This is a genomic window from Kineosporia rhizophila, assembly GCF_021277265.1.
Lineage (GTDB): Bacteria > Actinomycetota > Actinomycetes > Actinomycetales > Kineosporiaceae > Kineosporia > Kineosporia rhizophila.
In genome coordinates this window covers 38,410-50,741 of the sequence record NZ_JAJSOH010000012.1, presented here as the reverse complement: position 1 = coordinate 50,741, position 12,332 = coordinate 38,410, and the positions used below count along the sequence as shown (strand labels likewise).

The following is a 12,332-nucleotide window of genomic DNA, read 5'->3' as shown; positions in this document are numbered from 1 at the left end:
CACTCTGCGTATGGAACTGAGGTCGTACACGCGTCTCTACCGTTCCGCCGGGAGCTCATGGTGCGCACTCGAACGAGCTTGCTGTCGGCCGCCGCCGTGGCCGCGGTGCTGGTAGGTACGGTGGCGGCCGTGTCGCAGCCCGAGGAACCGGCCCAGCCCTCCACCCAACCTGCTGCGGTGCAGAGCCCGGCTCCTTCGAAGCCGGCCTCGGTGACCCCGGTTCGGAAGGAGAAGCACGGCTACAAGTCCATGATTGTCCAGGGCCGGGGCACCGGGGCACCCTTGGACGAATCCATGCTGCGGGACCTTGCTGAGCGGAGCGGCCGATCGCTCGACGAGGTGACCGCGACCCATTACGGCAGCCAGGAGTTCGGCTCTCTGGCCAGCGATCTCGAGGCCGACCCGAAGTCCGGATACGTGCAGTGTGCGTGGCACCGGAGCGTCTCGGTGTACCCATGGATCCGCTTCACCAAGAAGCCCGACGCAGCCATGCTGAAGCGCATCGGTGACGAGTCGGCCGTGGACGTCGAGGTGCAGTGGGGCGCCCCGCTCGCCGACAAGGACCTGGTGCGGATGTCCGAGACAATCTTCGGGGCCGTGGCCGACTACCCGGGCGTGGCGAACGCCGTCGGCGGACCCGAAAGTGACGGCAGCATCCAGGTCGCGTACCGGGTGGAGAAGGGTGCCACCGTCGACCCCGGCCGCCTGCGCAAGCGGGCCCTGAAGGCCGGGGCGAAGGTCAGCCCGACCGGGACCGTGCCGGTCAAGGTCCGGCTGGTGGAGTCACCGGGGCTCGAGACCAGGCTGGAGTGAGCGCACAGCGCCGGCGCCGGGCTCTGCCCGCCGCCGGCGCCGATGCAGCTACACCCGCTCGAGCGCCCCCACCTCCCGGGCCACGTCGGAAACGTTCGCCAGCGTCGGCCGCGCCACGATTTCGCCCAGCCGCCCCATGAACTCGTCTTCAGCCGCTGCGGGCAGCACCTCCCGGCACACGCCGGCCAGCATGTTCAGCAGGGCCACCGAGTCACCCCCGAGGTGATGGAAGTCCGCATCCGAAGCGATCCGGTCGGCCTCCACCCCCAGCACCTTCGACCACACGCTCGCGACCCCCAGTTCCACCTGGTCGCCACCCCGGTCGACCGGCGCCTCCACCGAAGAGGCCAGCGGATCGGGCAGAGCTCGGGCATCCACCTTGCCGCTGATGCTGTACGGAATGGCCGGAACCTGAATCACCGCAGCGGGAACCATGTATGCGGGCAGCCGCTCACCGGCGAAGGCCAGCAACTCGTCGGCCGAGACCTCGGAGTCGCTGAGCACATAGCCGTACAGCACCTTGCCGGTGGGCCCGGAGCGGGGCACGACCACCGCCCGCGAGACCTGCGGGTGCTCCTCCAGCACCGAGGCGATCTCGGCCGGTTCGACCCGGTGCCCGCGGATCTTCACCTGGTCGTCGATCCGGCCGAGGAACTCCAGCCCGCCCGAGGGCAGCCAGCGGGCCAGGTCACCGGTGCGGTACAGCCGGGTGCCGTCGACCAGGGTGGGGAAGCGCTCGGCGTTGAGGTCGGGCCGGCCCAGGTAGCCCCGGGCCAGCTGGGCACCGGCCAGGTACATCTCGCCGACCTCGCCGGTGGGCACGAAACGTCCACTGGGGTCGAGCAGATGCACCTGCGTGTTGGGCGCCGGAACCCCGATCGGCACCGTGCTGCGTTCAGCGTCCAGCACCGGGTCGAACACGTGCGAGGTGATGCCGATGGTGGCCTCGGTCGGGCCGTACTCGTTGATGATCCGGCACTCGGCGCCGAACATCTCCTGCGCCCGCGCGGCCACCTCGAGCCGTAGCGCCTCGCCGACCACCACGATGCTGCGGAACCCGGGCGGGGCGATGTCGAGGCGGCCGATGAGTTCCAGGTGTGAGGGGGTCAGGTTGAGCATGGTCGATCCGGTGGTGGTGAGCAGCTTGCGCAGCGACAGGTGATTGGGCTGCTCGCGCATCAGCACCACCGTGCCGCCGCTGATCAGGGGCAGGAACACCGAGGTGCCGGTGACGTCGAACGACAGCGAGGTGAGCAGCGGGAGCCGGGTGTCGGCGGTGACCCCGAACTCCGAAAGACCCCAGTGCAGGTAGTTCATCAGGGCGCCGTGCTCGATCTGCACGCCCTTGGGCTTGCCGGTCGAGCCGGAGGTGTAGATCACGTACGCCAGGTCGTTCTCGCGCAGTTCCACGTCCTCGAAGACCGCCGTCGCCGGCAGTTCGTCGAGGTCGACCATCTGGCAGTCGTCGGGGAAGCACTTGCGGTCGCCGAACGGTTTCTGGGCCAGGCAGATGCGGGCGGACGTGTCTTCCAGCAGGTCCCGCAGCCGGGCGTCCGGGTTCTGCACGTCGAGCGGCAGGTACGCCGCCCCGGCGCGCAGAACGCCCAGCATGGCGGCGATGGCGGCAGGGGTGCGCTCGGTGAGCACACCCACCACGTCGCCCTGGCCCACGCCCTGGCCCTGCAGGTGCGTGGCCACTGCATCGGCCCGTTCGCTCAGTTCCTGGTATGTGACGTCGGCGCCGTCCATCTCGGAGAGAGCGACCGCCGTTGGTGTTGAAAGAGCCTGTTTGCGGACGCTTTCCACGACGTTCGGGTGGAACGGCCAGTCAGCGGTGCGTTGGTTGGCGGGCTGTTGCCGGTCGGCGGCCGGTGAGAGCGCCTCGACCAGTACGTCGAGAAGCTCCTCGAGCTTCTCACCCGCGCCCGGCACGTCGCGCCAGGTCACAATCAGCTCAGTGCGCCCGGCGGTCTCGACCACGTCGACGCTCGGGGGAGCGGCCCAGACCAGCGAGCCGAGGGTGTACATGGCGGTGGCCCGGAAGCCCTCGGCCGTGTACTCCTCCAAGGGCACGTGGCCCAGACTGGTGACGATGGCGGTGGCCAGGTAGCGGTGCTTCTTGGTGGCACCGGCCTCGAGGGTGTTGTGCAGCGAACGGACCACCGGCAGCGGCAGCAGCCGCATGGTGGCGGCGGTGCGCGAGGGTACCTCCCGGTTCTCGGCCAGGGCCCGCAACAGGTCGGAGTGCACCTCTTCCCAGCCGGCGCCGGGTGCGACGGTGAGCGGCAGAACCTGCGAGAGCCAGGCGGTGGAGCGCAGTTCCGGCCGGTGACGGCGCAGGTCGACCGAGATCATGAACTCGGACGGCGCGTTCGGCTCACAAAGTGCGGACAGGGCGGCCATGACCCGGGCGGTGGGCGCCGAGCAGATGCCGTCGATGCTGCGCCGGCGCCAGACCAGGCCGTGCCGCGGCCCGGAGCGGGAGGGCACGGCGGCCATCGTGGTGGGATAGCGCGGCGTATCGGGCAGTTTGCCGATCGGCGGCAGGTCGGCGCCGAACACCGAGGTCAGGAACTCGTCGCTGTTCAGTGACGAACGCGCGCCGAGCGGTGCCTCGCCGCGCAGCACCCGGAAGATGTCGGCGGCCCACAGCAGCAGGCCGCGCGCGTCGGTGACCCCGTGAAAAGCACGGAACACCAGGCGGAACGGTGCGCCCGGCACGAGCAGCACCTCACCGGTCGGCCCGCCCTCCATCAGGGTGGTCTGCAGGTCCGGGTGCTCCAGCAGTTCTTCACCCTCGGCCAGCTCGAGCACCCGCACCGGCCAGGGCTCACCGGAGTCGGCCCAGCGACGGCCCTTGCGTACCAGGCGCATACCCGGCGACGCCTGCGAGGCCACGGCGACGGCCTCGGTGAACGAGGCCACCTCGAGCTCACCGGTTCCCTCGAAGACGTGCTGGATGACGTTCGACCCCATGCCCAGGTAGAGCCACTCGATCGGGGTCATCACCCGGCCGTACGACAGGCCCGAAGTGTTCACCGCAAGTCTCCTTGTGCTTCGAAAGGGCGTTTAACTGCGGGGAATGCGCAGTTGAACGCGTTCGGACGGCGTGAGAAGGCTCGTTACCATCGCCGTGATCCGCAGTGAATCGAACGGTTTCGTGCTGCCCGTCGTCGGGTGGTCGCCGCGCACCGGTGACCCGTACTCAGATCATGCACTGCCCGGGCACTTCCCGGATACATCCCGGATTGAGGTTGGAATGACGAAACGTGAGAAGGCCCGGGTCAGGCTCGGCCTGCTGGCCGGTGCGCTGGTGGGCGTGCTGGCGCTGGTGGCCTGCGGCTCGGACACGGGCTCGGAGGAGCTGGAGGCCGCGGTGGCCGGCAGCACGCCCTCCGCCTCGAGCGTAGACAGCACCAACAGCACCAGCAGCGCGAGTGCCCACGGTCACCCCGGCATCCCCGCCCCCGAGGTCGCGCTGCGCAACGGTGAGCGCTTCCTGGAGATCGGGATGGAGGAGGCCTACGCGCCCAAGGCGGTAAACGGCGGCACCGACGACTACCGCTGCTTCCTGGTCGATCCCGGCCTGGCCAAGCCGGAGTTCCTGATCGGGGCCCAGTTCGCGCCGTCCAACAAGGACATCGTGCACCACGCCAACGTCTACCTGGTCGACCCGGCCAACGTGGCGGCCGCCCGGCAGAAGGACGCCGACGACGAGGGCCAGGGCTGGCAGTGCTTCGGCACCGACGGCGTGCGCGGCCAGGCCGGGGAGTCGGCCTGGGTGGACACCTGGACCCCGAACGGCAAGGAGTCGCTGCTCACCCAGGACGTCGGTTTCCAGATGCAGCCGGGCAGCCTGCTGGTGCTCCAGGTGCACTACAACCTGCTGGCCACCGGGGGCAAGGAGGGTGCGGAGGACCGCTCCGGCATCCGGCTGCGGCTGTCCGACGGCACGTCCGAGACCAAGCCGCTGTACAACGTGCCGCTGATGGCACCGATCGAGCTGCCCTGCACCAAGGAGGAGTCCGGGCCGCTGTGCGACCGGGAGGCCTCCCTGAAGGACGTCTCCGAGCGCTTCGGGGCCGAGCTGGCGGCGATCGAGCCGGGTCTGGTGGCCCAGTGCGCCGGCGGCGAGGTGAAACCGGGCAACACCCAGTCCTGCGACACCCAGGTGCCGATGGAGATGACGGTCTACGCCGGCCGGGGCCACATGCACCTGCTCGGCGCCGCGCTGAAGGTCGAGCTGAACCCGGGCACGCCGAAGGCCCAGACCCTGCTCGACGTGCCGGTGTTCGACTTCGACAACCAGCAGCGGGTGGCGCTGCCCGAGCCGGTCAAGGTCGGCCCGGGCGACACCGTGCGGGTCACCTGCACGCACGACGCCTCACTGCGCTCGAAACTGCCCCAGCTGAAGATGCTTCCGCCGCGCTACGTGGTCTACGGCGACGGCAGCAGCGACGAGATGTGCATCGGCCTGATGTCGGTCACCATCCCGTAGGTTCAGAACAAAGGACGAGTGTCCCCGCACCTTGCGCTCAAGGTGCGGGGACACTCGTCCTTTGTTGGAAATCTCTGGCGGTTCAGGGGCGGTCGCAGACCACCACGGCGTTGCGCAGTTCGTAGCTGAGCAGTTCGGCGGTCCAGTCCAGGTCGGGCCGGCGCTGCAGCCGGATCCCGGGAACCCGCAGGAGCCGGTCGAGGAAGACCCGGGTCTCGTTCAGGGCGATCTGGGCGCCCGGGCAGCGGTGGGCGCCGTCGCCGAAACTCAGGTAGGAGTTGATCTTCCGGCGCTTGGCCCGGTCCGGGTCGAGCATGTGCGGGCACTCGCCCACCATCGCCTGGTCCACGTTGGCCTCGCGCAGGTTCAGCACCAGCAGCTCACCCTGCTCGACCGAACCGTCGGCCAGGTCGGCGTCGGAGGTGGTGCGGCGGGCGATCACGTTGACCACCGGGTCGATCCGCATGATCTCTTCCAGGATCGCGATCTGCTCGGCCTCACCGGCCTGCAGGAACCGCTCGCGCAGTGGGTCGTTCTCGAACAGGTGCCAGGCCGCCATCACGATGAACTCGCGGGTGGTGACCATGCCGGCCACCGCGTAGGTCAGGCACTCGATCAGGATGCCCTGCTCGGAGTAGCCCTCCTCGATCAGCTGGGAGATCACGTCGATCCGGGGCTCGGCCCGGCGCGCCTTCACCGCCGGCCCGACGTCCAAGATCTGGAACCGCAGACCGTGGGCGAGCGTCAGGACCCGGCCGAAAGGTTTCTGCCACCAGGCCATCTGGGGCAGGCGCACGCCGACCAGGGTGGCCTGGATGCGCTTGGCCATGGCGCTCTGGTCGCTCTCGGTCAGCCCGACGATCTGGGCGGCCACGGTGACCGCGAGCTCGAAGCTCATCTCGTCGAGCCGGCCGCGGCCCTTGGCCTGCAGCCGGCCCAGGAGCTGGTCGCTGGTCTCCTCCATCACCACCCGGTAGCGGGTGCTGATCGCCTTGGGCGTGAAGAACTGGGAGATGGCCTGGCGTTTGCGCTTGTGCGCGTCGCCGTCCAGGAAGAAGACCGAGGTGTAGGTCGGGTCGGGCACCACCTCACCGTCGGCCCCGACCCCGGCCTGGCGGGTCAGGTTGCTGCGCAGCAGCTCCCGCACCAGGCCGAAACCGCCGATCACCCGCGCCTCCGGACCGACCACCAGCTTCCGGGAGACCAGCTCGGCGGACTTGCGGTCGTCGCGCTCGGGCGGCCGGGCCCCGTCTTCGGGGGAGTAGGGGCATGTCGCGGTCATGACTTACCACCATTCGTGAAATACGGCAGCTGGGGCCGCCGGGTGTCCGGCGACCCCAGCTGCTGATGCTGGAAAACGGGTTTCGGTCAGTTCACGTTGGGCGCGAAGCCGGGCACCGCGCCGGTGCCGGCGGTGCCGCCGCCGGGGGCGGGCAGGTCGTTGGCCGGGCAGACCACGTCGGTCTGGTCGCCCTCGACCCGGTCGGGCAGCGTGCCCACCTTGAGGTAGTTGACCAGGGCGCCGCCCACGCAGGTGGTGGAGGTGCCGTCGGCCGGGACCGAGCCGCTGCTCTCCACCAGGACCGCCTTGGGGAAGTCCTTGCGGACCTCCAGCGCGCTGGAGTACTCGGTGTTCGCGTCGATCGTGGTGTCGATCAGCATCAGCGTCGGCGGGGCCTTCGAACCGTCCACGTCGAACGCCTGGTCGGCCTTGACCGGCCAGGACTGGCAGGGGGCGAAGTACCAGGTGTTCACCCAGGTGGCGAAGGGCGCGGTCTTCTGGCTCTTCTCCGACTCCTCCAGCCAGGTGTCCCAGTCGGCCGGCCAGGGGGCGTCCGAGCAGGAGATCGCCGACTGCATGGCCAGCAGGTTGTCGCTGGTGGTGGGGTAGTTGGCGTCGAAGATCTCCTTCAGCCGGGTGGTGTCCTGGTCGTTGACGTAGGTGGAGAACGCCATCGCCAGGGTGTTCCAGTTACCCGTGTTGTACGACAGGAGGAAGATCTCGTTCCAGGTGGCCGAGCCGTACTTGCCCTCGGCCGGCTTCTTCTTCAGCGCCGCCAGGGTGGTGTCGTACTTCTTGCGCACCTCGGCGGCGGTACCGCCCAGCCGGTAGACGCTGTCGTACTTCGCCACCCACTCGCTGAACGCGGTGAGGTTCTGCTCCAGCGGCTCGTTCTGCCCGAAGTTGAAGCCCCACCAGGCGTTCTCCTCGGAGATCGCGCTGTCCAGGACCATCCGCCGTACCCGGTTGGGGTACAGGGTGCTGTACACCTGGCCGAGGTAGGCGCCGTACCAGTAGCCGTAGTAGTTCAGCTGCGGGCGGCCGATCGCCTTGCGCAGGCTGTCCAGGTCCTTGGCGATGTCGGTGGTGTGCACGTGCTCCAGCAGCGGGCTGCCGGAGTCGGCGCAGGCCTTCGCGTAGTCCTCGGACAGCTTGATGTTGGCCTTGATCTCCTTCTGGTTCGCCGGGATGTACGAGGGCCGGTCGTAGGCGTTGACGTTCGGGTCGCAGCTGAGCGCCGGCTGGCTGGTGCCCACGCCGCGCGCGTCGAAGCCGTACCAGTCGTAGTCGGCGCGGGTGTTCTCGGGAAGCAGCTGCCCCCAGGCCGACTGGCCCACACCGGAGGCCCCGGCCGAGGTGAGGTTGGCCACCATCGCGCCCTGGTAGGAGTCCTTGGGGGCGGTCGCCTTCACCCGGGACACCGAGATCTTGATCTTCTCGCCGTCCTTGTCGGCGTAGTCCAGCGGCACGGTCAGGAATCCGCACTCGGCGCCCAGGCTGACCAGCGTCGGCAGGACGTCGGTGCAGGCACCCCACTGGATCGGCGGCGGGACGTAGTCCACCTCGGGCCCGGCCGACAGCTCGGCCAGCGCGTTCTCGCTGTCGGAGTCCGCGGAGGCGGGCGAGAGGTAGAAGGCCCCGGCCGCCAGGCCCGCGCTCGCGGCGACCGCGACCAGGGCGATCACAGTCTTCTTCATGGCTTTCCCATCGTTCGTCTGATCGGGCGGACGAGCTGCTCAGCCGCGCAGCTGCTGCTCCAGCAGGCGCATCACGGCGGCGGTCTGGTCGGTCAGGAAGAAGTGGCCGCCGGGGAAGACCTGCAGGTCGAAGTCGCCGGTGGTGTGGTCGGCCCAGGCCTTGGCGTCGTCGAGGGAGGTCTTGGGGTCGGCGTCACCGGTGAGCACGGTGACCGGTGCCTTGATCGTGGCGCCGGGCTCGCCCTGGTAGAGCTCGGCGGCCTGGTAGTCGGCGCGCAGCGCGGGAAGTGCGGCCCGCATCAGTTCGTCGTCGTTCAGCACGAGCGCGGAGGTGCCGTCCAGGCTGCGGATCTCGGCCAGGAGGCCGTTGTCGTCGAGCTGGTGCACCCGCTCCTCGCGGTAGACGGAGGGGGCGCGGCGGCCGGAGGCGAACACCCGGGCCGGGCCGGGGTGGCCGGAAGCCTCGAGCAGGCGGGCCACCTCGAACGCCAGCGAGGCGCCCATGCTGTGGCCGAACAGGAACAGCGGCAGGTCGGTCATCGGGCTGAGCAGCCGGTGCACGTGCTGGGCCAGCACCGCGATGTCGGGGATCGGGCGCTCCGCGCGCCGGTCCTGGCGTCCGGGGTACTGCACGGCCACCACGTCGGTGTGCGGGCTCAGCGAGGCCGCCACCGGGACGAAGAACGAGGCCGACCCGCCGGCGTGGGGCAGGCACACCAGCCGGGCGGCCGCCGTACTGCTGGGACGGTAACGGCGGAGCCACATCTCGGGGGCGCCGGAGGGCTGGGAGGACATGCCCACTCCAGATCAGGTCAGAGGGAAGTCGATGCGTAAAGAGGGGTGAAGCGCGGGATAAGGCGATGCTAGGGGGAGTGTTCAACTGCCCCGTGGCCGGTTGAACGTGTGGGGTTCACCACGTCGGCCGGTTCCCCGATTCCGGCAGCTTGCGCATCAGGTCCGGATGTGGTTCAGGATCCGCTGCCGATTCCGGGGGTGTATTCCATTCCACTTCTTCTGCGCCGCAATTCCTCGGCGAATTCGATCCATTCCTGACCGGCCTTGTCGGCGACCGTGCTGAGGGCGCCGAGCCAATGCGGCGGAACGGTTTCCACGAAGTCCCGCCATTCCCCGGAATTGATCACGTGCATGACCATCCAGCTCATGAAGGCGCGGCCGTTGTCGGTGTACTTCAGGGCCGGGTCGTTGGCCAGCTTCGGCGAGAGCGCAGGCCAGCTGGGCTGACGCCCGGCCCGCAGGCCCGCCGGGGCGCCGGGAGCGGCCGGCATCGCCGGGGTCATCGAGGGAGCGGGGCGACGGCCGGGCAGACCGGGGCGGCCGGGCCGGCCGGTGGTCGGGTTGACACCGTTGCCTTCGGCCGCGCGCTCGGCCGCGGCGGCGCGCCCGGTGGCGATCGGGTCCACCCCACGGCGGATCCGGGCGCGTACGTCCTGGGCGGTGGCGGGGGCCACGTCGGCCTCCCGGGCGATCTCGCGCAGGGAGGCATCGGGGCGCGCGAGGATGTACTCGGCGGCCCGGCGGCGGCCCTCGGCGGCGGTCAGCGGGCGCCGTTTCCCGTCCCGGCCCAGGCGCTTTCCCTCCTGCGGGGTGGAGCTGTCGCACATCCGGCGGCGAATCCCGGCGATGGTCTTGGCGCTCAGGCCGGTGGCCACCCCGATCGAGCGGTCCGACCAGTCCGGGTGCCAGGTGACGATCTGCCGGGCCCCGGCCATCCGGTCGGTGCGGCTGAGCGGCAGGCCGTGCCAGGTGTTGGCGCGCACCGCGAGGATGAACGCCTCTTCGTCGGAGCAGTCGACCACGCGCACCCGGATCTCCGCCTGACCACGCAGCCGGGCCGCGGCGTAGCGGTGCATGCCGTCGACGATCCGCGAGCCGTTGCGCTGCACCAGCAGGGGCGGCAGCTCGGTGCCGCCGGCCACCTCGGCCAGCAGCTGCACGTGGGCCTGGTCGGTGCCGATCCCGCGCACCGGCCGGCCGGGCTCCAGGCGGGAGAGCGGGAAGGTCTGGACCGGAAGCCTCTCGATCGCCTCGGCGGAGTCGAAGACCGGATTACCCAGCCCGGAATCGGCGACGGAAATATCGGTCGATGCGACGTTCAGGGGCATCGAGACTTCCTTTCCCGGGCTGGAGGGAACCCGTTTCGATCGAATAGCTGTGACCCGCGGCACACAGGCTGCGTCGGCTTCAGGACACGTTCAGGAGGCGACGACCGCAATGGAACGGGACATTAACCGGGCGAAATGACACCAAGCAATGTTACGCCCCCATCATTCGGTTGTCCGTTAACTTTCATTCATCTCGGGCGGGGACGCACGGGGACCGCGTGTTTCCCATACTTCTTTCGATACCTCCGGCCGTCCGGAATCGATACGACTATGCATCCGAATGTCCTCACGGCACACTGCCCGGTGGTCCCGCAGCGGCTCGCGAGGTCAGGGGTGCAGGGGTGCGCGTCGATGTCGTAAGAATGTTGATTGCTGCTCACCGGCAGGACGGCCCGGCTTGAGGCCGGGCTGGTTGTCTGTCGGGGGCCCGGCCGCCGAGCAGCGCAGGCCGGAAACACCTGTTCCACAACCTGGTTCGTCCCGCACGGGCCTGAGCACCGAATGAACGGAAGTAAGAGCACTCCGATGCGCTCCACCGCACCACGCACCAGTGTGCTGATCGTCGGCCGCTACGCCCTGCTCAGGGACGGGCTGCGAGCGATCCTGACCGGGCACGACGACCTGCGGGTGGTCGCCGACGCCGCCGACTGCGAGGCGGCGCTCGACCTGGCCGGGCGCTGCCACCCCGACGTGATCCTGCTCGACGTCGAGCCCCCCGCCGACGAGGCCGAGAAGGACGTGCTGCGCCTGCGCGCGGCCGCCCCCTCGGCCGACGTGATCGTCCTCGCCCCGAACGAGGACCCGACCCTGATCCGGGCTCAGCTGGCCTCCGGGGCAAGGGGTTTCCTGCTCAAGAGCATCCAGCGGCACGACCTGCTGGCGGCGATCCGGGCGGTCCGCGAGGACCGGCAGCTGCTGGTCCTCGGGGTCTCCGAGGACAGCGTGCGCCGGATCGACGTGAACCCGCCGCTGCGGTTCGAGGCCGCCGCCCGGCCCCGGCCCACCACCGAGCGGGTGGCCGGCCTGTCCGCCCGTGAGCTGGAGGTGCTGGCCCTGGTCGGCCAGGCCCTCAGCAACGGCCAGATCGCCTCCCGGCTGGCCCTCACCGAGGCCACGGTCAAACGGCACCTGCGCAACATCTTCGCCAAGCTCGGCGCGGTCTCCCGTCTCGACGCGGTGAACAAGCTGGCCGGTGCCCAGCCCGAGACACCCGAGACGCCGGAGAGCCGGGAGGGGCAGGGCATGCTCTGGCTCGGGCGCTGGTACCGCTCCTGAAAGTCCGCCGCCGCGCGTGTTCAACTGCAACGCGGCAGTCGAACACGCATCGTTGTCGCGGCGGCGGGCCTGCGGCTAGGGTCCAGCTCGCCCGGTGAAAAGCGTTCACCGGCCTTGATTGTCGTCGGCACCCGGACCGCGCGTCGGCGCGGCGGCGTGCCGGCCAGTCAGCCGATCAGCATCTGACATCCAGAACCCAGACATGAAGGGGTGATGAGCGGTGGGACACGTTTTCTCGCTGGTTCTCAACCGGGAGATCACTGACGACGAGGCCGCGGCGCTGCGCGAGGCCGGCTGCCAGGAGGCCGTTCTCGGCACCGACCAGCTGCCGACCGACGCCGAGGTCACGGTGACCAAGCTCGACTTCGACGACACGGTCTCGCCCTCGCTGGCCGAGGCCATCGAGAACGCGCTCGCCGCGGTCAGGACGGTCGAGGACCTCAGCGTCCCCGGCCTGACCGTGCCGGCCGTGAAGAAGAAGGACGACGTCCTCGAGGGCGAGATCGTCGAGACGGCCCCGGCCGCCCAGTAGGCACCAGCAAGACCCAGCAAGAACCGGCAAGACCCGGCAAGACCCGGCAAGGAACTGCCCGGCCGCCCGACCGCCTGCTCCGCGACGAACACGCGACGAACACAGGACGAAG

General features: G+C 69.7%; 9 protein-coding genes. 4 read left to right on the top strand and 5 right to left on the bottom strand.

Annotated elements, in window-relative coordinates:
* Positions 1-60 precede the first annotated feature (60 nt).
* A complete protein-coding gene (locus LWF15_RS18530) occupies positions 61-813 on the top strand; it encodes a hypothetical protein (protein ID WP_232812105.1) in 753 nt (250 codons plus the stop codon).
* 48 nt (positions 814-861) lie between these two features.
* On the opposite strand, the gene LWF15_RS18525 is transcribed toward LWF15_RS18530, so the two are convergent.
* Entirely contained in the window at positions 862-3,852 is a 2,991-nt protein-coding gene (locus LWF15_RS18525) for a non-ribosomal peptide synthetase (RefSeq protein WP_232812104.1), read from the bottom strand.
* A gap of 220 nt (positions 3,853-4,072) precedes the next feature.
* Here LWF15_RS18525 and LWF15_RS18520 point away from each other — a divergent pair, with 220 nt between their 5' ends.
* Complete coding sequence (locus LWF15_RS18520; RefSeq protein WP_232812103.1) at positions 4,073-5,311, top strand: monooxygenase; 1,239 nt, start codon at positions 4,073-4,075, stop codon at positions 5,309-5,311.
* 82 nt (positions 5,312-5,393) lie between these two features.
* Here LWF15_RS18520 and LWF15_RS18515 read toward each other — a convergent pair whose 3' ends face one another.
* The 4 genes from LWF15_RS18515 to LWF15_RS18500 form a co-directional block, all read right to left on the bottom strand.
* On the bottom strand, positions 5,394-6,593 hold the full coding sequence (locus tag LWF15_RS18515; RefSeq protein ID WP_232812102.1) for a cytochrome P450: 1,200 nt from the start codon (positions 6,591-6,593) through the stop codon (positions 5,394-5,396).
* Positions 6,594-6,679: 86 nt separating this feature from the next.
* Positions 6,680-8,290, bottom strand: coding sequence for an alpha/beta fold hydrolase (locus LWF15_RS18510; RefSeq protein ID WP_232812101.1), 1,611 nt, complete (start codon positions 8,288-8,290; stop codon positions 6,680-6,682).
* A 39-nt stretch (positions 8,291-8,329) separates the two neighbouring features.
* A complete protein-coding gene (locus tag LWF15_RS18505) occupies positions 8,330-9,085 on the bottom strand; it encodes a thioesterase II family protein (RefSeq protein WP_232812100.1) in 756 nt (251 codons plus the stop codon).
* 173 nt (positions 9,086-9,258) lie between these two features.
* Entirely contained in the window at positions 9,259-10,413 is a 1,155-nt protein-coding gene (locus tag LWF15_RS18500; protein WP_232812099.1) for a ParB/RepB/Spo0J family partition protein, read from the bottom strand.
* A 501-nt stretch (positions 10,414-10,914) separates the two neighbouring features.
* On the opposite strand from LWF15_RS18500, the gene LWF15_RS18495 reads away from it, so the two are divergent.
* Both LWF15_RS18495 and LWF15_RS18490 read left to right on the top strand, forming a co-directional pair.
* Positions 10,915-11,688, top strand: coding sequence for a LuxR C-terminal-related transcriptional regulator (locus LWF15_RS18495; protein WP_232812098.1), 774 nt, complete (start codon positions 10,915-10,917; stop codon positions 11,686-11,688).
* 220 nt (positions 11,689-11,908) lie between these two features.
* Positions 11,909-12,220: a hypothetical protein gene (locus LWF15_RS18490; RefSeq protein WP_232812097.1), complete on the top strand. Its 312-nt coding sequence runs from the start codon at positions 11,909-11,911 to the stop codon at positions 12,218-12,220.
* Positions 12,221-12,332: the final 112 nt, after the last annotated feature.

Bases quoted from the DNA above. Each gene is read 5' to 3' on its own strand.
- LWF15_RS18520 (WP_232812103.1), top strand. From the start codon at position 4,073: ATGACGAAACGTGAGAAGGCCCGGGTCAGGCTCGGCCTGCTGGCCGGT.
- LWF15_RS18515 (WP_232812102.1), bottom strand. From the start codon at position 6,593: ATGACCGCGACATGCCCCTACTCCCCCGAAGACGGGGCCCGGCCGCCC.
- LWF15_RS18510 (WP_232812101.1), bottom strand. From the start codon at position 8,290: ATGAAGAAGACTGTGATCGCCCTGGTCGCGGTCGCCGCGAGCGCGGGC.
- LWF15_RS18505 (WP_232812100.1), bottom strand. From the start codon at position 9,085: ATGTCCTCCCAGCCCTCCGGCGCCCCCGAGATGTGGCTCCGCCGTTAC.
- LWF15_RS18500 (WP_232812099.1), bottom strand. From the start codon at position 10,413: ATGCCCCTGAACGTCGCATCGACCGATATTTCCGTCGCCGATTCCGGG.
- LWF15_RS18495 (WP_232812098.1), top strand. From the start codon at position 10,915: ATGAACGGAAGTAAGAGCACTCCGATGCGCTCCACCGCACCACGCACC.